23 protein-coding genes and 1 pseudogene are annotated in these 25,817 nt (G+C 41.6%); 18 read left to right on the top strand and 6 right to left on the bottom strand.

From position 1 onward, the window contains the following. Positions 1-3 precede the first annotated feature (3 nt). The 13 genes from tusB to rplI all read left to right on the top strand — a co-directional run bounded on the left by tusB (position 4) and on the right by rplI (position 13,535). The gene (tusB, locus tag L3V77_RS15920; protein ID WP_275135000.1) at positions 4-279 is read left to right on the top strand and encodes a sulfurtransferase complex subunit TusB; all 276 of its coding nucleotides are present in this window, start codon (positions 4-6) and stop codon (positions 277-279) included. A 240-nt stretch (positions 280-519) separates the two neighbouring features. Further along, entirely contained in the window at positions 520-894 is a 375-nt protein-coding gene (gene rpsL / locus L3V77_RS15915) for a 30S ribosomal protein S12 (protein ID WP_005417208.1), read from the top strand. A 97-nt stretch (positions 895-991) separates the two neighbouring features. Next, the gene (gene rpsG / locus L3V77_RS15910) at positions 992-1,462 is read left to right on the top strand and encodes a 30S ribosomal protein S7 (RefSeq protein WP_195704514.1); all 471 of its coding nucleotides are present in this window, start codon (positions 992-994) and stop codon (positions 1,460-1,462) included. Positions 1,463-1,632: 170 nt separating this feature from the next. Beyond that, a complete protein-coding gene (fusA, locus tag L3V77_RS15905; RefSeq protein ID WP_275134998.1) occupies positions 1,633-3,729 on the top strand; it encodes an elongation factor G in 2,097 nt (698 codons plus the stop codon). A 143-nt stretch (positions 3,730-3,872) separates the two neighbouring features. Continuing rightward, on the top strand, positions 3,873-5,057 hold the full coding sequence (gene tuf / locus L3V77_RS15900; protein WP_275134997.1) for an elongation factor Tu: 1,185 nt from the start codon (positions 3,873-3,875) through the stop codon (positions 5,055-5,057). A 255-nt stretch (positions 5,058-5,312) separates the two neighbouring features. Beyond that, the gene (locus tag L3V77_RS15895; protein ID WP_275134996.1) at positions 5,313-6,245 is read left to right on the top strand and encodes a ChaN family lipoprotein; all 933 of its coding nucleotides are present in this window, start codon (positions 5,313-5,315) and stop codon (positions 6,243-6,245) included. 124 nt (positions 6,246-6,369) lie between these two features. Continuing rightward, positions 6,370-7,668 carry an adenylosuccinate synthase gene (locus L3V77_RS15890; RefSeq protein ID WP_195704511.1) on the top strand — a complete coding sequence of 433 codons (1,299 nt, stop codon included), beginning with the start codon at positions 6,370-6,372 and terminating at the stop codon, positions 7,666-7,668. Between the two features lie 354 nt (positions 7,669-8,022). Beyond that, positions 8,023-8,661 (top strand): tetratricopeptide repeat protein, encoded by a 639-nt coding sequence (locus L3V77_RS15885; protein WP_275134995.1) that lies wholly within the window; start codon positions 8,023-8,025, stop codon positions 8,659-8,661. A 143-nt stretch (positions 8,662-8,804) separates the two neighbouring features. Further along, positions 8,805-11,297 carry a ribonuclease R gene (rnr, locus tag L3V77_RS15880; protein ID WP_275134994.1) on the top strand — a complete coding sequence of 831 codons (2,493 nt, stop codon included), beginning with the start codon at positions 8,805-8,807 and terminating at the stop codon, positions 11,295-11,297. A 32-nt stretch (positions 11,298-11,329) separates the two neighbouring features. Continuing rightward, entirely contained in the window at positions 11,330-12,064 is a 735-nt protein-coding gene (gene rlmB / locus L3V77_RS15875) for a 23S rRNA (guanosine(2251)-2'-O)-methyltransferase RlmB (protein WP_275134993.1), read from the top strand. A gap of 265 nt (positions 12,065-12,329) precedes the next feature. Next, positions 12,330-12,749 carry a 30S ribosomal protein S6 gene (gene rpsF / locus L3V77_RS15870; protein WP_195704507.1) on the top strand — a complete coding sequence of 140 codons (420 nt, stop codon included), beginning with the start codon at positions 12,330-12,332 and terminating at the stop codon, positions 12,747-12,749. A 72-nt stretch (positions 12,750-12,821) separates the two neighbouring features. Beyond that, positions 12,822-13,049, top strand: coding sequence for a 30S ribosomal protein S18 (gene rpsR / locus L3V77_RS15865; protein WP_000090471.1), 228 nt, complete (start codon positions 12,822-12,824; stop codon positions 13,047-13,049). Between the two features lie 33 nt (positions 13,050-13,082). Further along, on the top strand, positions 13,083-13,535 hold the full coding sequence (gene rplI / locus L3V77_RS15860; protein ID WP_275134992.1) for a 50S ribosomal protein L9: 453 nt from the start codon (positions 13,083-13,085) through the stop codon (positions 13,533-13,535). Between the two features lie 71 nt (positions 13,536-13,606). Here the strand turns inward: rplI and L3V77_RS15855 are convergent, their stop codons facing one another. Next, entirely contained in the window at positions 13,607-14,332 is a 726-nt protein-coding gene (locus L3V77_RS15855) for a DUF481 domain-containing protein (RefSeq protein ID WP_275136796.1), read from the bottom strand. A 229-nt stretch (positions 14,333-14,561) separates the two neighbouring features. Between L3V77_RS15855 and L3V77_RS15850 the strand changes: the two genes are divergently transcribed. From L3V77_RS15850 to L3V77_RS15840, 3 genes are read left to right on the top strand one after another with little or no spacing between them, the layout of a single operon-like run. Continuing rightward, positions 14,562-15,956 (top strand): replicative DNA helicase, encoded by a 1,395-nt coding sequence (locus L3V77_RS15850; RefSeq protein ID WP_195704504.1) that lies wholly within the window; start codon positions 14,562-14,564, stop codon positions 15,954-15,956. A gap of 14 nt (positions 15,957-15,970) precedes the next feature. Beyond that, positions 15,971-17,068 (top strand): alanine racemase, encoded by a 1,098-nt coding sequence (gene alr / locus L3V77_RS15845; RefSeq protein ID WP_275134991.1) that lies wholly within the window; start codon positions 15,971-15,973, stop codon positions 17,066-17,068. After that, a complete protein-coding gene (locus L3V77_RS15840; protein WP_275134990.1) occupies positions 17,065-18,279 on the top strand; it encodes a BamA/TamA family outer membrane protein in 1,215 nt (404 codons plus the stop codon). The genes alr and L3V77_RS15840 overlap by 4 nt, the downstream gene beginning before the upstream one ends. Before the next feature lie 48 nt (positions 18,280-18,327). Here the strand turns inward: L3V77_RS15840 and L3V77_RS15835 are convergent, their stop codons facing one another. Next, the gene (locus L3V77_RS15835; protein ID WP_275134989.1) at positions 18,328-18,747 is read right to left on the bottom strand and encodes a secondary thiamine-phosphate synthase enzyme YjbQ; all 420 of its coding nucleotides are present in this window, start codon (positions 18,745-18,747) and stop codon (positions 18,328-18,330) included. A 316-nt stretch (positions 18,748-19,063) separates the two neighbouring features. Here L3V77_RS15835 and pgi point away from each other — a divergent pair, with 316 nt between their 5' ends. Continuing rightward, complete coding sequence (gene pgi / locus L3V77_RS15830) at positions 19,064-20,716, top strand: glucose-6-phosphate isomerase (RefSeq protein WP_275134988.1); 1,653 nt, start codon at positions 19,064-19,066, stop codon at positions 20,714-20,716. Between the two features lie 128 nt (positions 20,717-20,844). On the opposite strand, the gene L3V77_RS15825 is transcribed toward pgi, so the two are convergent. Then, positions 20,845-21,306: a chemotaxis protein CheX gene (locus tag L3V77_RS15825; RefSeq protein WP_195704499.1), complete on the bottom strand. Its 462-nt coding sequence runs from the start codon at positions 21,304-21,306 to the stop codon at positions 20,845-20,847. An 11-nt stretch (positions 21,307-21,317) separates the two neighbouring features. Continuing rightward, on the bottom strand, positions 21,318-21,818 hold the full coding sequence (zur, locus tag L3V77_RS15820) for a zinc uptake transcriptional repressor Zur (RefSeq protein WP_195704498.1): 501 nt from the start codon (positions 21,816-21,818) through the stop codon (positions 21,318-21,320). Positions 21,819-22,558: 740 nt separating this feature from the next. On the opposite strand from zur, the gene L3V77_RS15815 reads away from it, so the two are divergent. Beyond that, entirely contained in the window at positions 22,559-23,125 is a 567-nt protein-coding gene (locus tag L3V77_RS15815) for a hypothetical protein (RefSeq protein ID WP_275134987.1), read from the top strand. Between the two features lie 1,332 nt (positions 23,126-24,457). On the opposite strand, the gene L3V77_RS15805 is transcribed toward L3V77_RS15815, so the two are convergent. Then, entirely contained in the window at positions 24,458-24,832 is a 375-nt protein-coding gene (locus L3V77_RS15805) for a VOC family protein (RefSeq protein WP_275134986.1), read from the bottom strand. Between the two features lie 535 nt (positions 24,833-25,367). Then, positions 25,368-25,742: pseudogene (locus L3V77_RS15800) on the bottom strand (GPO family capsid scaffolding protein); the annotation flags it as partial. Positions 25,743-25,817: the final 75 nt, after the last annotated feature.

The following is a 25,817-nucleotide window of genomic DNA, read 5'->3' as shown; positions in this document are numbered from 1 at the left end:
TACATGCTACATATTGTTAAACATTACCGCTCGCTAGATGAAGCCTCCGCTAATGTAGTGAAAGGCGATGATCTGCTTTTAGTAGAAGACGCAGTATATGCCGCGGTAAAGGGACACAAAGCCAATGCCTATCTTGTCGCCACCACTAACGCACCTTATAGCCTTATAGCTGACGTAGAAGCCAGAGGTCTACTACTCGAGAGTACCCAAAAAACGGTCGATTTCGTTGGGTTTGTGGAACTGACAGAAAAGCATTCCTCTTCTATCACATGGGAATGATGTCATATTGGCTATGTGGTGATTTTGATATAGTTGAGTACGTTATTTCTAATAAAAGCCATGCTTAATAACTTTAGACTAAGATTTAAGCAATAAGACCACCGATTGTTCATTCCCTTACGATCAAAAAGATCCCTAAATACCTTGACAGACCTTCCTTCCGTGCATAAAATCTTGCGTCCCTCATAGTAGGGTTAGATTTTTCATGAAGCATAATTTCAGCAAACCAGGAGCTAGTTAATGGCAACTATTAACCAGTTGGTACGTAAGCCTCGTGCAAAGCAAGTTGTTAAAAGCAACGTGCCAGCACTAGAAGCGTGCCCACAAAAACGTGGTGTATGTACTCGTGTATATACTACTACACCTAAAAAACCTAACTCAGCGCTTCGTAAAGTTTGTCGCGTGCGTTTGACAAATGGTTTCGAAGTAACTTCGTACATCGGTGGTGAAGGTCACAACCTTCAGGAGCACTCAGTTGTTCTAATCCGTGGCGGTCGTGTTAAAGACCTTCCAGGTGTACGTTACCACACAGTACGTGGTGCACTTGACTGTGCAGGCGTAAATGACCGTAAGAAAGGTCGTTCTAAGTACGGTGTGAAACGACCTAAGTCTTAATGAAATCCGTTAAGTAAGGCCAAACACTAAATTATTTTGTATTTTGAAGAAACTGAAAAGTTTTGGATAACCTGAAGAAGACAACGGAGAAATTCCTATGCCACGTCGTCGCGTAATTAGTCAGCGTAAGATCCTTCCAGATCCTAAATTTAAATCTGAAATGCTGGCAAAATTCGTCAATATCCTTATGGTTGACGGAAAAAAATCTACTGCAGAAAAAATTGTTTACACTGCATTAGAAGTTATGGCTGAGAAATCTGGTAAAGATCACTTAGCTGTATTTGATGAAGCTCTTGAAAATGTTCGTCCAACGGTAGAAGTTAAATCTCGCCGTGTGGGTGGTTCAACTTACCAAGTCCCTGTAGAAGTTCGTCCGGTTCGCCGTAACGCACTTGCTATGCGTTGGTTGGTTGAAGCTGCGCGTAAGCGTGGTGAAAAATCTATGGCTTACCGTCTAGCTGCTGAAATGCTAGATGCGTCAGAGAACAAAGGTACTGCTGTTAAGAAACGTGAAGACGTTCACCGTATGGCAGATGCGAACAAAGCGTTCGCTCATTACCGCTGGTAATAAGACCTTTAAGCACTGCGAAGTCCTTCGCAGTGCTTTTCCTTTGGAAAAACCAAGCTTATATTATTGTTTCAAAATAGTTTTTTGTTTCTGTTTCTGCGTAGCGCATTGATTCTAAACAAATAGATATTTTCAAACATTAATAGTCCCTATAGTAAGAGGATAGAATCGTGGCTCGTAAAACTCCGATTGAGCGCTACCGTAATATTGGTATCGTTGCTCACGTTGATGCAGGCAAAACAACGACCAGTGAACGTATTCTGTTCTATACAGGCCTATCTCATAAAATCGGCGAAGTGCACGATGGTGCTGCAACCATGGATTGGATGGAGCAGGAGCAAGAACGAGGCATTACCATTACCTCGGCCGCTACTACGACCTTCTGGCGTGGTATGGAAGCTCAATTCGACGAACACCGTATTAATATCATCGACACTCCTGGGCACGTAGATTTTACTATCGAAGTAGAACGTTCTTTACGCGTACTTGATGGTGCCGTGGTTGTATTCTGTGGCGCATCTGGTGTTGAACCACAATCTGAAACAGTTTGGCGTCAAGCTGATAAGTATCATGTGCCTCGCTTAGTATTTGTGAATAAGATGGACCGTACAGGTGCTGACTTCTTACGAGTGATTGATCAGATTAAAGATCGTCTTGGTGCCAGCCCAGTTCCAATCCAGTTAAACATTGGTGCAGAGGATGAGTTTAAAGGTGTCGTTGACCTTATCAAGATGAAAGCCATCAACTGGAATGAAGCCGATCAAGGCATGACCTTCACTTACGAAGACATTCCAGCTGACATGCAAGAAATGGCGGGAGAATACCGAACAGAACTTGTTGAAGCTGCGGCTGAAGCAAACGAAGAATTGATGGATAAGTACCTTGAAGAAGGCGAGTTAACAGAAGCTGAAATCAAACAAGGTCTTCGTATTCGTACTCTTAACAATGAAATCGTGCTTGCTACTTGTGGCAGTGCTTTTAAAAACAAAGGTGTACAAGCCGTTCTTGATGCTGTCGTTGATTTCCTTCCCTCTCCAGTTGATGTGCCTGCAATTAAAGGCATCGATGAAAACGAGAATGAAATAGAGCGTCATGCCGATGACAGTGAACCGTTTGCAGCGTTAGCGTTTAAAATTGCAACGGACCCATTTGTGGGTACATTAACTTTCATTCGTGTTTATTCTGGTGTTGTTGAAAGCGGTAAAATGGCCTATAACTCAGTGAAGCAGCAGCGTGAACGTTTAGGACGTATTGTGCAAATGCACTCAAATAAGCGTGAAGAAGTGAAAGAAGTGCGAGCAGGTGATATTGCGGCTATTATTGGCTTAAAAGATGTCACTACTGGTGAAACACTGTGTGATCAGAACCATAAGATTGTACTAGAACGCATGGAATTCCCAGAACCAGTTATTCAGATTGTTGTAGAGCCACGCTCTCAAGCTGATCAAGAAAAAATGACAAGCGCGTTAGGAAAGCTAGCGGCAGAAGACCCATCGTTCCGTGTTGACATGGATGACGAAACTGGCCAGACACTGATTTCTGGCATGGGTGAACTACACTTAGATATCATCGTTGATCGCATGAAGCGCGAGTTTAACGTTAACTGCAACGTTGGTAATCCGCAAGTTGCTTACCGTGAAACTATTCGCGGTACAGCGAAAGCGGAAGGTAAATTTATCCGCGAACATGGTGGTAAAGGGCAATACGGTCACGTATGGCTGAAACTAGAACCATCAGAAGTTGGCGAAGGTTTTGTCTTCGTTAACGAAATTGCTAATGATACGGTACCAAAAGAATTTATTGGCTCTGTCGCGAAAGGCGTTGAAGAGCAGATGAATAATGGTGTGCTTGCAGGATACCCAGTTCTGGATATCAAAGCTACATTGATCAATGGTTCTTATCATGAAGTAGATTCAAGTGAGATGGCGTTTGTAATCGCTGCCTCCATGGCTTTTAGAACAGGTGCATTAGAAGCGCAACCAGTTCTGCTTGAGCCTATGATGAAAGTTGAAGTAACGACTCCAGAAGACTGGATGGGTGATGTTGTCGGCGATATTAATCGTCGTCGCGGCATCATCGAAGGTATGGACGAGGGGACAGCTGGCCTGAAGATAATTCGTGCACAAGTCCCGTTGTCTGTCATGTTCGGTTACGCAACTGATTTACGTTCTGCGACACAAGGCCGTGCTTCTTACTCTATGGAGTTTAGTGAGTACGCTGAAGTGCCAAAAAATGTTGCAAATGCAATCATTGCAGAACGTGGTTAAAAAACAGGACACATTTTTCTTCTTTTTTGGAAGATCAATGAGTTCAAATATTGCGCTAACGCGAGTTGGCGCATAATATAGCAAATTCTGGCGCGCATCGGAGCTTATTCCGTTGCGAATCATAACTAGGAAGGAACACGATCGTGTCTAAAGAAAAATTTGAACGTACGAAACCGCACGTAAACGTTGGTACTATTGGCCACGTTGACCACGGTAAAACAACTCTAACTGCAGCTATCTGTACTACTCTTGCAAAAGTATACGGCGGCGTAGCGAAAGACTTCGCATCAATCGATAACGCTCCAGAAGAGCGTGAGCGCGGTATCACTATCGCAACGTCTCACGTTGAGTACGATACACCAGCACGTCACTACGCACACGTAGATTGCCCAGGACACGCCGATTATGTTAAGAACATGATCACTGGTGCTGCGCAAATGGACGGCGGTATTCTAGTAGTAGCAGCGACAGATGGCCCTATGCCACAAACTCGTGAGCACATCCTACTTGGACGTCAGGTTGGTATTCCTTACATCATCGTATTCATGAACAAATGTGACATGGTTGATGATGAAGAACTACTAGAACTAGTAGAGATGGAAGTTCGTGAACTTCTTTCTGAATACGAATACCCAGGTGATGATCTTCCAGTAATTCAAGGTTCAGCTCTAGGCGCACTTAACGGTGAGAAAGAGTGGGAAGATAAGATCATTGAGCTAGCAGAAGCGCTAGACAACTATATCCCAATGCCAGAGCGTGCAGTAGATCTACCGTTCCTACTACCAATTGAAGATGTATTCTCAATTCAAGGTCGTGGTACAGTAGTAACGGGTCGTATCGAACGTGGTATCCTAAAAGTTGGTGACGAAGTTGTTATCGTTGGTATCAAAGAGACAACTACTACGACTTGTACTGGTGTTGAAATGTTCCGTAAATTGCTTGACGAAGGTCGTGCAGGCGAGAACGTTGGTGCTTTACTACGTGGTACTAAACGTGAAGACGTAGAGCGCGGTCAAGTATTGGCGGCTCCAAATTCAATCACTCCTCATACGAAGTTTGAATCAGAAGTTTACGTTCTTTCTAAAGATGAAGGTGGTCGTCATACTCCATTCTTCAAAGGTTACCGTCCACAGTTTTACTTCCGTACAACGGACGTAACAGGCGACATCACTTTACCGGAAGGTGTAGAGATGGTAATGCCAGGCGACAACATTCAAATGACGGTTGAGCTAATTGCTCCAATCGCAATGGATGACGGTCTACGCTTCGCGATTCGTGAAGGTGGTCGTACTGTTGGTGCTGGTGTTGTTGCTAAAATCTTCGAATAATCTCGATTGATTTTGTAATAATACGTGTTCGAAAGAACATGCATTAAAAAAGGGAAGCTTAGGCTTCCTTTTTTAATGCATGTCGTTTGTCTTTGAAAAAAACAATGTTGTTTGTGAGCGGATACCGAGCTAAATGAGTTTGTGGTCAATGTGAATGAAACAGAGTTCACACCTAATGTTATTGGTATTGATTTGATTTTATAAGAAATAAGCCATACTGTGGGTATGATTTATTTTAGAAATTAATAGTTTATTATGCGAAGAATCTCCTTTTTGCTGGTGTTGTTCCTATCCGTTGGTTGCGTGCAAAAACAGACGCAACATGCTTACGATCTCTCTAATATGTACGACTACCAACTCACTCGGTCTGGTGCTCCTATTTCCCTAAGCACCTTTGTAGATGAAATAGCGACGGCGGATGTGGTTTTAGTTGGAGAGTGGCATTCTCATTCTGGTGTTCATCACTTTCAAGCGGATTTATTACAAGCACTTGATGCTGAAAATATTGCTTTTGTTTTGGCCATGGAACAGTTCTCACGAGATAAGCAGTCAATAATTGATGATTACCTAAAAGGGAATATTGGCGAGCAAGCTCTTATTAAACAAGGAGATGCTTGGTCTAATTACCCAAGTGATTATCGGCCGCTTATTGAGTATGCAAAAATCAATGTAGTACCTGTTATTGCAGCAAATGCACCGAATGACATTGTTCGGTGTATAAATAAGGAAGGGTTAGGCTACCTAAATAAATTACCGGATGAAAAGAGATCATTTGTCGCGCAGGAAATTGAGACGGGAGATAGCCCATACAAGAAGAAATTTATCGCCACCATGCATCATGGGACAGAAGCAAAAATAAACACTCTTTTTGCCGCTCAAATAACGCGTGATGAAACCATGGGGGAAAGCATAGTCAGAATATTGAATAAATACCCAAACCATAAAGTGATTCTAACGGCAGGAAAATTTCACACCGAAGGAGGTTTAGGTGTTGGCGCATCGGTACATAAACTCGCTCCGGAACGAAAGATTGTAGTTGTTGACCCGGTGTCTATAATCGCAACTGATAGTGTTGATAAATATCAACTTAATGTCCTTCCTAATCCGCCTTTATATGTCTCAGGCGAAAAGTACGACCCAAGTTTTCATTTCTTAGGGAAGAAAAATGAGCAGTTGAATTGTGATTAAATAGGATATTTCTTGTGTAATTAGACTCTTACCGTTTTATGAAGTTTTTATGCTCAAAAAATGACTGCAAGATGTTGAGTTAGGTGCTAGAATCCATTTTTAACTAGCTATCAGAACTGGAAAGATGGGAAATAATGTAGTCGTTCTAGGCACCCAATGGGGTGACGAAGGTAAAGGAAAAATTGTAGACCTGTTAACAGAAGATGCAAAGTATACCGTTAGATATCAAGGCGGTCACAATGCGGGTCACACTTTAGTCATTGACGGTGAAAAAACCGTTCTCCACCTAATACCATCAGGCATTCTTCGCGATAACGTAAAGTGTGTTATCGGTAATGGTGTCGTATTATCTCCTGATGCACTACTTGAAGAAATGAAACCTCTTGAAGAGCGCGGCATTCCAGTACGTGAACGCCTATTCATTTCTGAAGCTTGTCCACTTATTTTGCCTTATCACATCGCTTTAGACCAAGCGCGCGAACTTGCTCGTGGCAAGAAAGCGATTGGTACTACTGGCCGTGGTATTGGTCCAGCTTATGAAGACAAAGTGGCTCGTCGCGGTCTTCGTGTTGGTGATTTATTCGATAAAGAAACTTTTGCTGAGAAACTAAGAGAAGTGATGGATTTCCATAACTTCCAACTTGTTCATTTTTACAAAGCAGAAGCTGTAAGTTATGAAGACGTACTAGAGCAAGTGATGGGTTATGCTGACTTGCTTACTTCGATGGTTATTGATGTAACGGATGAACTTGATGCCGCTCGTAAACGTGGTGATAAAATCATGTTTGAAGGCGCACAAGGTACGCTTCTAGATATCGATCATGGTACTTATCCTTATGTCACCTCTTCAAATACAACGGCCGGTGGTGTTGCTGCTGGTACCGGTTTTGGTCCTCGTCATATTGGCTACATTCTCGGTATCGCGAAAGCATATTGTACCCGTGTAGGCGCAGGTCCTTTCCCAACGGAACTTGATGATGATGTTGGTTACCACTTAGGGACTAAAGGCCATGAGTTTGGTGCAACAACTGGACGTAAACGTCGTTGTGGTTGGTTTGACGCCGTTGCAATGCGTCGTGCTATCCAAATCAACTCTATTTCTGGTTTCTGCCTGACTAAGCTTGATGTTCTTGATGGATTAGAAGAGCTTAAGATATGCATTGGCTACGAAATGAAAGATGGTAATGTACTAAAAGTTTCTCCGATGGCCGCTGAAGCTTTCGAAGAAGCGACACCTATCTACGAAACAATGCCAGGTTGGAGCGATAATACATTTGGTGCTACGTCACTAGATGAACTGCCTCAAGCTGCTCTTGATTATATTAAACGTATTGAAGAGCTTACAGGCGTTCCTATCGACATCGTTTCAACAGGTCCTGACCGTCACGAAACCATCATTCGAGTTCACCCGTTTAGCGTTTAACTGCTATAAGGGTAAAGAAGTCTCAGTAAAAGCCGATTACATTATGTAGTCGGCTTTTTTGTGTTAACAGCCAGCTCAAATAATAATTCTTGTTTGTTGCGTTATAATACAATAGCTGGGTCATTAACGAGTCAGCGATATGGATATAATAGGGTAATTATCAATGGACAGGGAAACCCGTGAATAAGTGTACAAGGATGTATTTAGTTTCTGCGGAATGGTATTTATATTGGTCACAAACTTACTCAGCTTGGTATAAGATCTGAACAAAGATCACTTTTAGGATCTATATTTGACTAAAGTGAGGCAGTAAACTGCCGATAAGTAATCACGGTATGATTAAAGAGTGCAGGTATGAAGCTAAAACTTATAGCTGCTTCCCTGTTATTAGTGCTGTCACCCCTCTCGAAGGCGAAAGCTGAGATTGCTAACGTGGGTGAACCAGTGCCTATATATACAGAAGCTGAGCTAATAAAACTGATTAACAACAACAAACACCTAGAGCGAGTAAAAGCAGATAGATGTCAGTTGGTAGAAGATATCGTTGCTCGTGCAACGAGGATCAGCTTACCTGCTTATGAACTGCTTTACGGAGATATGCTGACTTGGGGGGTTTGTGTAGAAAAAGATGTAGAATTAGGCCTTTATTATATAGAAAACGCGGCTCATCAAGGCTTACCTGCTGCCTTAGAGCAGTTAGGTCGTTACTATTCTAGAGGCACGATCGTTCAACAAGATAAAGAACGGGCCATCCCCTACCTGCGGGAAGCTGCAGCTATGGGTAATTTAAATGCGAGAATCCATTTAGCCGAATTACTCCTCCGTGATTACGGCAGTCCACTGGATTATGAAGACGCTTATCGATGGTTATATAATTCGGTTACTGCAAATAAAAGGCAACATAAAAGAATTACTGTATTAAGAGATGGTTTAGCCTCACGGATGCCGCAAAATATTATTGCGAAAGCAAAAAGGCGAGAGGTTTTTTGGTAGCTTATATAAGACGCGCTAACCTTTAAGAACATACCGTATTAAGAACGCTCTATTTAAATGGGGCGTTTGTCTTTTTAGTTACTCATTTTTCCCACACTTCTATATACTTAAAATAACTCCTATCTTGCTAAAGCAGGTTGCCCATGTCAGACAATACACCCAAAGATGAATTCGCTGATCGCGAAGCAGAAAAATATGAAAATCCAGTGCCAAGTCGAGAATTTATCACTGAATTTTTGAAACAAGCGAATGTTCCAATGAACCGAAACGACTTGTTTGAGGCGTTGAGTTTATCGGGAGAAGAACAATATGAAGGGTTGCGTCGTAGACTGAGGGCAATGGAACGAGATGGGCAGCTCGTATTCACCCGTCGTCAATGCTACGCGTTGCCTGAAAAACTTGAGATGATCAAGGGTTACGTAATTGGGCATCGTGATGGATTTGGTTGGGTTCGCCCTGAAGGGAGTGTTGGAAAAGAGAACGACGTCCTATTACCACATCATCAAATGCGCACGATCATTCATGGAGACTATGTTCTTGTTCAACCAGCAGGAACAGATAAGCGTGGCCGAAAAGAAGGTCGACTCATTCGAGTACTCGAAGAGCGCAAAACGCAGATCGTAGGACGCTTCTTTTTAGAGCAAGGTTACTCCTATGTTGTTCCGGACGATTCGCGAATCCATCAAGATATTCTGATCCCTGAAAAAGAAAAAATGCACGCACGAATGGGTAATGTCGTGGTCATTGAGATTACCGATCGTGGCAGTCGTTCACGAGGCATGGCTGGTCGAGTAATTGAAGTGCTTGGTGAAAATATGGCTCCGGGAATGGAAACGCAGATCGCTATACGCACGCATCAAATTCCCAATGTTTGGCCAGAAGCCGTCGACAAACAAATTAAAGGGTTGGGTGAAGAGGTTCCTGAAGAAGCAAAAGTAGGAAGAGTTGATCTCACAGAACTCCCTCTAGTGACCATTGATGGAGAAGATGCGCGTGATTTTGATGACGCCGTTTTTTGTCAGAAGAAGCCAAGTGGTGGATGGCGGTTATGGGTCGCAATTGCTGACGTAAGTTATTACGTAAGACCAGGAACAGCATTAGACAAAGAGGCGATAAATCGAGGCAACTCAGTGTATTTCCCCTCTCAAGTGGTTCCAATGCTACCTGAAGTTTTGTCAAATGGGCTCTGTTCGTTAAACCCTCAGGTAGACCGGCTTTGTATGGTTTGCGAGATGACTGTTTCTGAAACAGGTAAGTTATCAGGTTATAAGCACTATGAAGCGGTAATGAACTCACACGCTCGTCTTACCTATACGAAGGTTGGTGACATTCTCGCAGGGGATGAAGAACTTCGAGTAAGGTATGGGGAACTTGTCCCTCACCTTGAAGAGCTATACAACATGTACAAGGTGTTGAAAGGCGCGCGAGACCAACGCGGTGCGATAGAGTTTGAAACATTGGAAACCAAATTTGTCTTCAATGCAGAACGTAAGATAGATCGCATTGAGCCAGTGATTCGTAACGACGCGCACAAGCTTATCGAAGAGTGCATGATCTTAGCGAATATCGCGTCGGCATCTTTGGTGGAGAAACTTAAAGAACCAGCACTTTATCGCGTCCATGAAACCCCAGGAGAACAAAGGCTAACGGGCTTTAGAGATTTTCTTGGTGAGTTAGGGCTAAACCTAAGTGGTGGATTAACCCCTTCGCCAACGGATTACGCTCACCTTATGCAAACCATAGGGGAACGACCTGATAAAGAGCTGATTCAAACCATGCTACTGCGTTCGATGAAGCAAGCGATCTATAGTCCAGACAACGCAGGGCACTTTGGCTTAGCATTAAAGCGCTATGCACACTTTACTTCGCCGATACGCCGTTACCCTGATCTTCTTTTACATAGGGCGATAAAATATCTTACAGCTAAGCAAGCCGGCCGTAACACTGACCGTTGGACGCCTACTGGTGGATATCATTATTCCTTTGATGATATGGACGTATATGGTGAACAGTGCTCAATAACGGAACGTAGAGCAGATGATGCAACAAGAGAAGTGTCTGATTGGCTTAAATGTGAATATATGCAAGACCACGTGGGTCAGGAACTTGATGGTGTTATCGCTAACGTAACTGGCTTTGGCTTCTTTGTGCGTTTATCTGATTTACATATAGATGGTTTAGTGCATATATCTTCATTGGCTAACGATTACTACATTTTTGATGCTATAGGCCAACGCCTGAAGGGCGAAAGTTTTGGTAATATCTACCGCTTGGGTGATAGCGTTAAAGTTAAAGTGCGATCTGTTAACCTTGATGATAGGCAGATAGACTTTGAATTAGTTGAAACAAGTCGTCAACCGCGTGGCAAAGGTAAAACAGCTAAGAAACGAGCGACAGAAGCAGACAAAAAAGCCCCTTCAGTTAAAAAAACAGCGTCGAAATCAAAACGACGTGGTGGAAAAGCAAAAGCGATGGTTGAGCCAACCAAGCGACCTGACGGAACAACTGAAGAGGCTGGCAAACCTAAGTCAGCTGACAAAAAAAGCAAGGCTCAAAAAGCTCGAAAGAAAAAGCCAAGGTCAAAAAAAGCTAAGGCTAAAAAAACCGAAAATAATCAGTCTGATAGTAAAAGCTAATTATCTAAATAAAGCATTTAAAAGAGTAAAAAATGAGTAACGAATTTATCTACGGTATCCATGCAGTAAAAGCAGTGTTAGAGAAAGATCCTGCGCGTATTATTGAAGCCTTTGTATTGAAAGGTCGTCACGATGATCGTTTGATGCCGCTAATTAAGCAATTGCAACAATTTGGTATTTCGGTTCAACAAATGGGTCGAAAAGCGTTGGACGACAAAGCGCAAGGTGCAAACCACCAAGGTATTATTGGTCGCGTTAAATCGGCGAAAACGTTGAACGAAAATGACTTAGATGAAATCTTATCGACACAAAAGCAACCCCTGCTTCTTATTCTAGATGGGGTAACCGATCCTCATAACCTAGGGGCCTGCTTACGTAATGCGGACGCTGCGGGTGTTGCCGCTGTAATTGTGCCAAAAGATAAGTCAGCACCATTGACTGCTGCAGTAAGCAAAGTTGCATGTGGCGCCGCAGAAACGATTCCTTTCATCCGTGTGACAAATTTGGCTCGTACTATGCGTGCAATTCAAGAGCAAGGAGTATGGATTGTAGGTACTGCAGGTGAAGCTACGCACGACATATATCAAGCCAAATTAACGGGGCCGTTGGCAATCGTTATGGGAGCAGAAGGTGACGGAATGCGTCGTTTAACTCGAGAAACGTGTGATGATTTAATTAAGATCCCCATGGCGGGCAGCGTGTCGAGCCTAAATGTCTCCGTTGCGTCAGGCGTTTGTCTATTCGAAGCAATTAGGCAAAGAAGTTAGTTTCAGTTTTGACTCGTAGGTGTTCGTAAACACTTACTGTTTGAGCTCCCTCTATTCGTTATATAACGTGCTAAATCGTATAATATTTCTAATAGGGCGGAGCCTGCTCGATATTCTAGATTCAATAGCCAAAATACCCCTTGTCATTGACACCTTTTTTCTATAATATTTGCCGTCCTTAATTCTCGGTCATTTTATACTAGTTCCTTGCTTCCCTTGGACGACCGGGCCATTTGTGGAAGCTACTAATCCGTGAGGAGCAAACATGCGAAATTACGAAATCGTATTCATGGTGCACCCTGATCAAAGCGAGCAAGTTGCTGGCATGATCGAGCGTTACACTGGTTCTATCACTGAAGCTGGCGGTACTGTTCACCGTTTAGAAGACTGGGGTCGTCGTCAAATGGCATACCCAATCAACAAGCTTCATAAAGCTCATTACGTTCTTATGAACGTAGAAGCTGGTCAAGATGTGATTGACGAACTAGAAACTGCTTTCCGTTTTAACGATGCAGTTCTACGTAACATGATCATGCGTACTAAAGCTGCAGTTACTGAGCAGTCTATTATGCTTAAACAACGTGAAGAGCGTGCAGAACGTGCTCCACGTCGTGATGATGAACGTGCTCCACGTCGTGATGACCGTGAAGAGCGTACAGAAGCTAAGCCAGAAGCAGCTGAGTAATTATTATTGACCTTAGGTCGTTAATAATTACTCAACATACTTAATCAAAAATTTAAGATCAGGAGATAGCCCATGGCTCGTTTCTTCCGTCGTCGTAAATTCTGCCGTTTTACTGCAGAAGGCGTACAAGAGATTGATTACAAAGACGTAGCAACTCTTAAAAATTACATCACTGAAGCTGGTAAAATTGTACCTAGTCGTATTACTGGTACAAGCGCAAAATATCAGCGTCAATTAGCTCGCGCTATTAAGCGTGCGCGCTACCTAGCACTACTACCTTATACTGATAAGCATCAGTAATCGGTACGTTTTATTAAGAGAGAGGATTAAACAATGCAAGTTATTCTACTTGATAAAATCGGTAACCTAGGTAGCCTTGGCGATACAGTTAATGTTAAATCTGGTTATGCTCGTAACTTCCTTATTCCACAGAATAAAGCAGTTATGGCGACTAAGTCTAACATTGAAATGTTCGAAGCTCGTCGTGCTGAACTTGAAGCTAAAGTTGCTGAGCAGTTATCTGCTTCAGAAGCTCGTGCTGAGACAGTTAATGCTCTAGAAGCGGTTGTTATCGCATCTAAAGCTGGTGACGAAGGCAAACTATTCGGTTCTATCGGTACTCGTGACATCGCTGACGCAATTACTGCGGCAGGCGTTGAAGTCGCTAAAAGTGAAGTTCGTCTTCCTGAAGGCGCTCTTCGTAACACTGGTGAGTTTGACGTTAGCATCCAACTTCATTCAGAAGTATTTGCTACAGTTACACTACAAGTTGTTGCTGCTGAGTAATTTCAGTACCAGATGACGACGAAAAAACACCAGCCATTGGCTGGTGTTTTTTTATGTTTGTTATTCAGCGTTTAGAAAATAAATAATAAGTTTACCGATAAGCTGGACTCTGTATCGCTTAAACCATTAGGTACTTTGCTATGGGATTGCTTTTCATGAACGATTTTTAAAGCAATATCATCAGTAATATTGTTGATCGCACTCAACTCCGTATCCACTTTAGAGTTACTTTCCCCCGTCGTTAATGTGATCTTAGCTGAAAGGGAAAAGCTATCGATTATTTGCCAGTTGGAGCTGAATTGCCCTCTAAAAATAGGTTCTTGGACAATATTTGGGAAGATTATGTCATCATCGTCGAGCTCATCTAGATTCGGTTCCTGATATCGGTAACCCGGCCCAAGCTCTATTTCAACCAATAAATCTTTTGAGTTTGCGACCTGATAACCGAGGCCTCCCGATAAGGTGTAATCTTTGTAATAGGCGCTGTGCCTAGAGTCAATGCCTTTGAACCCGCCATACAGATAAATGCCTGTGCCTAATTTGTAGTCACTTTGTGCTTCAAATGTCAGTTGAAATTTATCCTCTTCTCCATTTTTGTCTAGTTTATGCAGTTTAAACTCGCCAGAATGTCGGTGACGGCCAGAGGTGTATTCTGCATCCACACGTGAATTCAATGCTTGGGAATCAGTATTCCCTGTATGGGACTGATAACCAAATTCAATCTCTGATTTTAATGGCGAGCTTTCGTGGTTGTCATCAAGGCTATCTTCTGCCAACGTTGATGTGCTGAAAAACAGTCCGCTCACTATCAATCCGCAACTTATCAATCCGTTAGCAATCCGGATGCATGGTGGGAATAACCTAAAATACACGAAACACGCTCGCTGATAGAATGGGCACAATAGTATAAGTATGTAGCATATCTATTCGTCAAGGCGATGTTAATTCTCGTTTTTTCTATTTGGGGATTACAAATGATGGAATACCGCTATAATGTGGCGCTATAACTAGTTATTGAGTATCACCATGGTCGAAATCCGAAACAAAAATATTGCCGACACCCAAGTAGACGCAATTAAGGTTCCACCTCATTCTCTGGAAGCTGAGCAGTCAGTGATAGGGGGATTGCTTCTGGATAATGAACGTTGGGATACTGTCTCAGAAAGAGTGGTAGCAAAAGATTTTTATAGTCGACCGCATCGTCATATTTTTGAAGGTGTTAAAGCGATATTAGAAGATAGCAACCCATTAGATCTTATTACGCTATCTGAGTTCCTAGAGCAAAGAGAACAGCTTGAAGAGGTTGGCGGTTTTGCTTACCTAGCGGATCTTGCCAAAAATACGCCAAGTGCAGCGAACATTAATGCTTATGCAGATATCGTTGCCGAGAGAGCATTAGTTCGTAACCTTATTGGTGTTGCGAATGAAATTGCGGATGCGGGCTATGATCCTCAAGGTAGAACATCTGAAGATTTGCTCGACCTTGCAGAAAGTAAAGTATTTGCCATTGCCGAAGAAAGAACAGGTGAAAATGAAGGTCCTCAAAGTGTGGATTCCATCTTGGAAAAAACGCTTGAACGTATTGAGATACTTTACAAGTCACCTCAAGATGGTGTTACTGGGTTAAATACGGGTTTTGCTGACCTCAATAAAAAGACAGCTGGCTTACAAGGTTCCGACTTAATCATCGTTGCAGCTCGTCCGTCTATGGGGAAAACGACGTTTGCAATGAACCTGTGTGAAAACGCAGCAATGTCTCAAGATAAACCAGTACTTATATTCTCATTAGAGATGCCTGCAGAACAGCTAATGATGCGTATGCTTGCTTCACTTTCTCGAGTTGATCAAACCAAGATTCGCACGGGTCAGTTAGATGATGAAGACTGGGCTCGTATTTCTTCTTCCATGGGCATTCTAATGGAGAAGAAAAATATGTTGATTGACGATAGTTCAGGTCTAACACCGACCGAACTTCGTTCGCGTGCAAGACGAGTGGCACGTGAACATGGAGGCTTAAGCATGATAATGATAGATTACCTTCAATTAATGCGTGTCCCTTCTATTAGCGAGAATCGTACGTTAGAAATTGCAGAAATTTCACGCTCGCTTAAAGCCTTGGCTAAAGAACTGAATGTCCCGGTTGTTGCGCTTTCGCAGTTAAACCGTTCCCTAGAGCAACGTGCCGATAAACGACCAGTAAACTCCGATTTACGTGAATCGGGTTCCATCGAGCAGGATGCCGACTTGATTATGTTTATCTATAGGGATGAGGTCTACCATCCAGATAGTACGATGAAAGGTATTGCTGAGATTATTCTTGGTAAGCAACGTAACGGACCAATCGGCTCTGTTCGACTTACCTTTCAAGGTCAATATTCTCGATTTGATAACTATGCAGGCCCTGCATTTGACGACGAATAATAAGGTTATAGTTCATGAGCTATATGAAAGCAGCCACTGCCATTATTGATTTACAAGCACTTAGACACAACCTAGATATTATTCGTCAAAAATCGCCTAACAGTAAGTTATTGGCTGTAGTTAAGGCTAATGGCTATGGTCATGGCTTATTGAAAATCGCTCAAAACTCAGACAGCGCGGACGCGTTCGGTGTCGCCCGCATAGAAGAAGCTCTGCAATTAAGGGCGGGAGGGATAGTAAAACCTATCCTGCTTTTAGAGGGGTTCTACTCCTCTCTTGATTTGCCTATTTTGACGACGAATAATATTCAGACCGCGGTTCATAGTATTGAACAACTTGAGGCTTTAGAGCAGGCAACACTCGAAACGCCAGTCAAAGTATGGGTTAAGCTTGATAGTGGTATGCACCGACTTGGTGTTAGACCAGAGCATTTTTCTGACTTTGTTGATCGAATTAATCGTTGCGATAATATTGCCAAGCCGATTCGTTTTATGAGCCATTTTGCCTGCGCTGATGAACAACAAAGCTCAGTCACGTTAGAGCAAACTAAATTATTTCTAGAATTAACCGAACCGTATGAAGGTGAACGCTCGATCGCGGCGTCAGCGGGTATTCTTGTGTGGCCTGAAAGTCGCTTAGAATGGAACCGCTCCGGGATTATTATGTATGGCGTGTCACCGTTCTCAGACGATGACGCGACAGATTACCACTGCAAGCCTGTTATGACCCTTAAATCATGCTTAATTGCTGTACGAGACGTCAAGGCAGGTGAAAGCGTGGGCTACGGTGCTATCTGGACCAGCAAACGTGATACTAAGATCGGGGTTGTCGCAATCGGATACGGTGATGGTTACCCCAGAACGGCTCCGTATGGAACACCCGTTTGGGTTAACGGTAGAATAGCGCCTATTGCGGGACGAGTATCAATGGATATGCTTACTGTCGATCTTGGGCCAGAAGCAGTAGATCGTGTAGGCGATGAGGTTATTCTATGGGGAGCGCCACTGCCAGTGGAAAACGTCGCGAAACATATTGGTACTATCGCCTATGAACTGGTTACTAAGTTAACCCCTCGAGTTGAGATGCAATATCTCACTGAGCGAAATGAATGAAAGCTTTAATCCTCCTTGTTAGCCTCATTTCATCTTTTATTTTATTGGTATGCAGTACACCAGCATACAGTAATGGCTGGCCAAATTGGGTTCCAGATTCTGCTGTTGTTCCCTTCTTTTTCACCTCAGACTCCATGGGTAATACGGTTGGTGTTGCTGGTGTAGCGACGGGTATTCTACAACCCCAGATGAGTCTATTGGTCATGGGGCTCTATTCTGACAAAGATACTTATGTAACTTACGGGGCACTTGCTAATTATCAGGCACCTGGAAACTGGTTATTAGGCGTTGAATTGTATAATGGTAAATTTGTAGATTACGATTATTACCTTGGAGATCAAGGCAACAATAACTCCTCGTCAGTGGATGTAACAGAGACAACAGGTATTGAAGAAAAGTATCGTTTTTCTTTTCGATATATTTTGCCGTGGGGAGAAGGTAAAAACCTTGGTGTAGCAGCGGGTTATACGCCTAATCGAGAGGTCAAAGGATCGAACGCATTTACAAGTGGTGTTAGCTCATTTGAAATCCAACCTTTTTTTGCCTCTAGAGAGTTAAGTACAAACGATCAAAGCGCCGAAGAAACGTGGGGAGTTAAATTAGAATTTGATTGGAATAATCAGAACGACAATAGGAACCCAACAGAGGGGTCTAGAACGCAAATCGAAGTAACCTATTCTCCAGAATACAAAAATGATAGCCAGTGGGCGATAGTGGCCTTACATAATAGCCAGTACTGGGATATCGGCCCCCTAAACGATTTTTTCAATAAGCAAGTTCTGGCATTCAGTGTTTATACGGCAGATACCCCCACATGGAATAATTGTTCAAACAATCAATGCCAACGCCCTCCTGAATATGAAAGTGTAAAGCTTGGTGGATTATTTCGATTGCGAAGTTTTACTGCCGGGCGTTTTCACGGCCGATCTGCTATCAGTTACACCGCGGAATATAGAGTGATGCCTGAATGGCAACCCTTGGGTTCATGGCCAGTATTCAGCCTATATAATGTGCCATGGTGGCAATGGGTCGCGTTTACGGATATAGGACGAGTAGCAGATGAATATGACTTAAAGACCCTGCATGAAGATATGAAATGGAGCGCCGGTGGTGCGATTCGTTTTCAAGTAGAGGGCATCGTTGTTCGTACTGAGGTTGCATGGGGAAGTGAAGATAATATTTTTCGTGTAATGGTGAATCAACCATTTTAATGTAATCGGAGGCATCAATAGAACCTCCGATACGAATAGAGTTTACGGTTATTCTCCAGAAATTGTCGCGATGATGGTTCTTGAACCGCCATTCTCTCTGTGTTCTCCTAAATAGATACCTTGCCAAGTACCCAGAGCCAAGTTTCCATTACTGATAGGGATGGTAATACTGGCACCAAGTAGTGATGCTTTTATGTGTGCAGGCATATCATCATCTCCTTCATATATGTGTTGATAATAACTCGCTCTTTCTGGCACAAATTTATTAAAGTGGCTTTCCATATCGGATCGTACCGTTGGGTCTGCATTTTCATTAAGTGTCAAACTTGCGGAGGTATGTTGAATAAACAGATGAAGAAGGCCTATTGATATGGTCGAAATTTCTTGAACGTTTTGCTGGATTTCATCTGAAATGAGATGAAAACCCCTGCTTTTAGGCGGTAAGTGAATCGTCGCTTGTTGCCACATAGGAAAGTTACTCAACTTTGTAGAAAGTACTTTAAATTATAACGCCGAACAGGTAAAACTAGTGATCAAATTGAGAACTGATGTAACTCAATACTAAATCTGTGCAGTTACGTCATAATCACACTCTAATTATAATAAAAGAGCCAATTGAGACTGTCGATCGTTGAAATACGGCTTTCAAAGCGAGTTTTCATCGAAATAAACGCTCATTTTTCAATAACGAGAAAATTTTATTTTTAATTTGGCTATTCAGTTATCGTAGAAATTCGTCTACGTTTAATTGAATTTAACCTACTGTGGCATCGGGGCAGAGACTATGTTGAAAAATATTAATCCAACGCAAACAAAGGCTTGGAAAGCTTTAACAACGCATTTTGAATCAGCACAAGATATGGAACTTGATACGTTATTTGCATTAGACGAAGATCGTTTTGAAAACTTTTCTACTAAGTTTGGTGACGACATTCTGGTTGATTATTCAAAAAACTTAATCAATCAAGAGACAATGGAAAAATTGTTTGCTCTTGCCGATGAGACAGAACTGAAGGCAGCAATCGACGCGATGTTCTCGGGTGAGAAAATCAACCAAACAGAAGGCCGCGCAGTATTACATTGTGCTCTTCGTAACCGCAGTAACAAACCAGTCATGCTAGAAGGCAAAGATATCATGCCTGATGTAAATGCGGTCTTGACAAAGATCGAAGGCTTTACCGATCGTGTTATTTCAGGTGACTGGAAAGGCTATACAGGCAAAGCGATTACTGATGTTGTAAACATTGGTATCGGCGGTTCGGACCTTGGCCCTTATATGGTAACGGAAGCGTTAACACCTTATAAAAACCATTTAAACATGCACTTCGTTTCGAATGTTGATGGTACTCATATCGTAGAAACATTGAAAAAAGTGAATCCTGAGACAACATTGTTCTTGGTTGCATCGAAAACATTTACTACTCAAGAAACGATGACAAACGCGCACTCAGCACGTACTTGGTTCCTTGACACCGCAGGTGACGAAGCCCACGTAGCGAAACATTTCGCAGCGCTTTCTACAAATGGAAAAGCAGTCGCAGAGTTCGGAATTGATACTGAAAACATGTTTGAATTTTGGGATTGGGTTGGTGGTCGTTACTCACTTTGGTCAGCCATTGGTATGTCGATTGCACTTTGTGTCGGTTATGATAATTATATTGAGCTGTTGGCAGGCGCTCACGATATGGATAATCATTTTTCTGACACTGCATTTGAGAAAAACGTACCCGTTATTCTTGCTTTGATCGGCCTTTGGTACAATAATTTTCATGGTGCAGAATCAGAAGCAATCTTACCTTATGATCAATATATGCATCGCTTTGCGGCCTATTTTCAACAAGGTAACATGGAGTCTAATGGTAAATACACGGATCGCAATGGCGAAGCTGTTGATTACCAAACAGGCCCAATTATTTGGGGTGAGCCTGGTACAAATGGACAGCATGCGTTTTATCAGTTAATTCATCAAGGCACTAAATTGATTCCTTGTGATTTCATTGCGCCTGCAATCAGCCACAATCCAGCCGGTGATCACCATCAGAAGTTGATGTCTAATTTCTTTGCTCAAACGGAAGCGCTTGCTTTCGGTAAGAGTAAAGGACAAGTAGAAGCTGAATTTATTGCAGCAGGTAAAACAGCTGAAGAAGTCAAAGACCTTGTACCATTTAAAGTGTTTGAAGGTAATAGACCAACCAACTCTATCTTGGTCAAGCAAATTACTCCCCGTACATTAGGCAACTTGCTTGCCATGTATGAGCATAAAATCTTTGTGCAGGGTGTTATTTGGAATATCTTCTCATTTGACCAATGGGGCGTCGAGCTTGGTAAACAGTTAGCAAGCCAAATTCTGCCTGAACTAGCCGATGAATCACCAATCGATTCACATGATAGTTCAACAAATGGTCTAATTAACGCATTTAAAACGTACAAAGCTTAATAGATGAGATGTTAAATAGCTTGGTCCTGCTTATTAAGAGCAAGCTATTTAAGTATTACGTCTTGAAAAACAAAAAAAGGTTGATGTATCACATCAACCTTTTTTATTTGTGGTTTTAAAAATCAGTTTTATTCAAAGCAGATCTCAATAAACGCGTTACCCCATTCGGAGGTGAAAGGCATTATAATTATTGCCCCGTCGCATTTATGGCGAATAGTATGCCCTTTACCGGATACAACGATAGGGGTCGCCATATCAAATTCAAAGCCACTATCAGATAAAATTCGTTTCGCTCCACCAGTAACCATATTTGTGATTTCACCCACCATATCAGTGACTTCTTCATTAATACCGTTTGGACGTTCACCCAGCATATTCTGCATGATCTCTAGTGCGAGACCTTCATCAAAAGTAATAGACATCGAGCCTTTACTTTTGTCACCTACCATACCAATCAGGCCAGATACATCACCACGAGCGATTTCATCTTTTTTGACTCTCGGTTTTAGCGGTTTCAGCTCTAGGGAGGCCATTGTTTTTAATACGTTCATCAAAGAAGCTAAAAACGGGTTTACAAATTCAGCGCGCATAACACTCTTTCTTATTGTTTCATGATTGAAAGACACGCTTTACAGGTACCGTGTGTTTCAAGGACATGATTTGTTATTTTGAACCCGTGCTTTTCGGCATTGCCAGCAAGCAAGGTCATCAGATTATCATCTTGTAGTTCAGCAACATTACCACACTGGTCACAAATTAGAAGTTGGGAGTAATGCTCATTTTGACCACATGAGCAACAGGATATAAAGCTATTATTAGATTCAACTTTATGGATGAACCCTTGTTCTAGCAAAAAATCTAGCGCTCTATATATTGTTGGTGGCTTAGCTTGAGGTTCACTCTCTTTTAGTTGTTCCAGTAGATCGTAAGCACTTGATGCACTTTTATTGGTGCAAATCAGTTCAAATACTCTTTTTCTCTGGGGTGTAAATCTAACCCCACGAGCCTCACAAATACCTGATACATGCTCAAGTAACATAATGTCCAAATCAGCCACCTTTAAAACTGGACTTTTATAATAATACACTAATTTTCCAAACATAATACTTGGAAAGCAATTCATACCCTAAGCGAAAGGTAATGAGGGATCAAGTTAATCGAAAATCAAAATTAATATTTAAGGTAAAAATGCTAACTTTCTCTAGATCTCTGACGTTAGTGGCAAAACCAAATTACATTTGAGAAGAATGACTTAGCGTACGCTTTTTTTAGAATGTTGTCTTCCTTGTGTATTATACGTGAACTCTTTGTAACGATTACCGTTACTCTAAACCTTGAATTGCTGCTTTGTCGTTGACGAATCTACTCATCATTGTAGTATTTCCAATTGGAGGACTTTCAAGAGCGCTACAGAACGTAATTCAGGTAGAATGTAGCTAGTTTGAGGCCTTGTTACGCAACATGTTTTGAGACTAAATCATTATAAACACCGATAAACCCAGTAAATACGCTAGTTCCCGTGTCTGCATTACGCCCATCTTGGATTGGTGGTACTGGCTTTATATACCGTAACTTTGGCATATTGAAGGGATCTATCGGTGCTCTGTAGTATTAATGATTTTGGTCATTGAACCTTAAGCAGACTTTCATTTATTACATATATGATTTTAAGCATCATCTAATTTGAAACAGATTATGTGCGCACCTGCATCGACATGAATCTTTAAACCCTCTTAAGTCTTTGTGGTTTGTTCTAACTTATCCAGTCATATACTTGTTAAAAAAAATCAAAATAGTATTCTGTCGTTTTAATCAATTAAAACAATAAAATAAGAACTAATTATGAAAAAAAACGCAGTGGTACTTTTAGCAATTTTAGCGCTAGCGGGATGCGCATCACATACAGAGAAAAACATATATACTCTTGAAGAGCCCAATGGAAAAGGAGCATTGGCTGTACTCACCACATTTGAAGTTACACAGCAGAATTTCCCATGTAAGACCTTACAACTTTTAATGTTTAGTGAAGAAAGTGATGACAACTCCCCCTTAACTCTTACTTTATATCCAGATTATGATGCCCAATATGTGATTTTTAGCGATATAGAACCGGGCAACTATACGATAAAGACACTCCGTTGTACTCCTAATGCACGCCGTATTTTTAATGACACCATGAATTACCTTGAAAAGGATGTGTCGAGCAAACAAATAATTAAGGCTAGTAACGTAACCTTATCTAAAGACGCTATTGCAGGGACATCGTATCGAGACGATACTTTTACTTTTCATTTTGATGATAATTCTATGGCGGATGCTCAACAAGTACTAAATCTCTATGTCGACGAAGAAAGCGTTCCCGGATGGATACTGTATTTACCTACTGATGAAGAGTTAGATTCTTTTTAAATATTATTCATCTACACTAAATTGAATTTGACATAGTGGATTCCAAATCCGCGTGTTGGGAGTTCGAATCTCTCCACCCCTGCCATTACAATTGCATTTAGGGTGTAAATGACAAAAAAGGTTAATAAAATGTTTTTTATTGGCGAGGGGCAGGGTGGTTAGTCATCCCTATTATAATAGCTTCATTTGGAACAATGGGAATGATTGCTAAGGCTCTCCGAGAAGGTGGTGTAATTCCAATTAACGGAAGGGAAGATGATATTAGAACTCTTCCCATAAGGAACATCCAAGCTCTTCTGATGAAAAAAGTATACTCAGAGTAATTAGAGATACAGATAATATCTAAGATTTAATTTACGTTAGTTTGACTTCCCGATGTGCCTTTTTTTCACTTTACCAATCACTCCATATCAATTAAAACGGTTTTCGCTTTTTTTATTACAGAGCTGAAGGTAAGCAATACCATGACAAATAGTCACAGGTCCGGCACCTGCGCCTTTTCTGTTTCTGCAATGCTCTATCAAGTCGCTCGTCATAAGCTCATTGCTTTGTAATTTTGCAATGTCGCAGTCTCTAAGAATTCTAATGACATACTGTATGGTGCGTCCTGTTTTGTCCTATAAGTCGGGGCCTTTCATAAACATATCGAGGAGTACCGAAAGGGGGACCGGATTTGGCTGGTTAAGTCCCCCTTGATATTCAATTTTTGCCACTCCTTTTATGTAAAATAATTTAGCTAGAGCTTTATTTTTCAGTGTTTTGCTTTCCCTGTGTATAATGCGCGCATTATTTTTAACGATTACCGTTACTTTGAACCCTAAGTCACTGTTTTGTTGTCTGGTACCTCAATGGTATCGATTGCTGTTGTCCTACTTTAAAAGAAGGCTTTAAAGCACTACAGGAGATAAAGTAGGTAATTGTTAGATACTCTGTTGCCTTATTACGCAGTATATTTTGAGACTAAATTTTTATGAACACCGATAAACCCAGTAAATACGCTAGTTCACGCTTCTCCATTGCCCCTATGCTCGATTGGTGATACTGGCTTTATATACAGTGATATTGGCGTATTGAGGGGATCTATAGGGAACCTTCTAATATATACTCTTTGAGATAGAAGCACCTCAGGGTGTTTTTTTCATCTTTAGCGAGTTGATTTTTATGTGTTTATTGAAAAAGATCCATATATTGACCATTAGTGATGAGAATTCTTGATCATGATGCTATGTTTTTAACAAACTTATACTCCAAGCTTGTTTAGACTAATTATTCGTAACATTGTTATGGATTCAAATTAGTATCAATTGTTATGCTAACGTAAGAGGTGTGCTCTTAACCTTCTTCAAAAGTAATCTCCCACATATAACCATCAGGATCAGAGAAACAACCACAATAACCACCCCAAAAAACATCTTGTGCTTGTTGTTCTATTTTCCCGCCAGCAGCTTCCGCTCTGAGAAGGAATTCATTAACTTCTTCCTTTCTTTTTGTGTTGTGAACCAGAGTTATTCCTGAAGAACCAATAGAATCGTTTTCCTTCAACTCATCCAATAAATATAGCCCCAAGCAAGTGTCAGATGTTTGGATAAGTATAATGCCCTCATCAAGCTCGCGTGTTGTCGGCAATCCTAATTCTGTATGATAAAAGGCATAGGAACGCTCTAAATCCGCTACTCCTAAATTTATAGTACTTATTTTAGCTTCCATCGTTATTCCTCTACTCGTGATTTGTATAGTTGATATATCCAGACTAAGAATATCAATTTATATTTCGATGCTAAACTGACACTAGAACCCTTTAAGCTATACCCTAAAGTATCTTAACAATAGTTATGCGTCCCCTTTTTTTTCATTATATCTATACTAAAGATTATGCTACGGACGTTGATTAACTCAGTCGTGCAACGGCTCATTCAACATATTTGTGCCTAGATTTTTGTCTGGCGGATTCCAAATCCGCGTGTTGGGAGTTCGAATCTCTCCACCCCTGCCATTACAATTGCATATTTATGCAAAAAAGAAGGCCACTAGAAATAGTGGCCTTTTTGTATTTTGACGTTATGAAAGGTCAAAGGTACATGTCTTCCTCTTCTTCTTTGTCTGACTCATTGGTGAGTGCATTAGCCTGTATGGTTAGGCTGTCGAGTTGAGCCGATAACGTCGTTATTTTGCTTTTTAACACGCTAATTTGATCATCTTTTTTATAGAATGAATTCTTCTTCACAACGCTGTTGTTCGACGTTGCTGAAAGGTGAATTTGAGTGGTACCCAAAGAGGCCGGATTATCCGTTAAAGCTAGGCCTGTTAAGTAAGCTTTACCTGTGCCTGCAAACTCCTCTATGTACTCACAAGCAGCGTGTAGTAGTTGCCCCTGCTCAACGGTATGCAATAGCTTTGAGTTAGGCTTTAGCACCGCATAGAGCTTGTTCCCCTGCTTTTCTAATGAAGCAACAGAGCCGAGCTTTTCACCTCTTCGTTCTTGGTCTTTATTTATGCGAGCGGTATAAACGCTTGGATTATAACTTTCTGCCATTTCGTCGATAATTTGTTGGCTGATTTCTTTACCACCAACGGACACGCCCGCGGTCAAAATACAGATAGGATCAGATATAAACATAAGTCGTTCTCTTCATCGTATGGAATGAGCCTGCGCTATTAAGTGGCTTACGGCTCTTCGGTTGATAATCGTGGG

It is taken from the genome of Vibrio sp. DW001 (assembly GCF_029016285.1).
Classification (GTDB): domain Bacteria; phylum Pseudomonadota; class Gammaproteobacteria; order Enterobacterales; family Vibrionaceae; genus Vibrio.
This window is presented reverse-complemented; position numbering and strand designations above follow the sequence as displayed.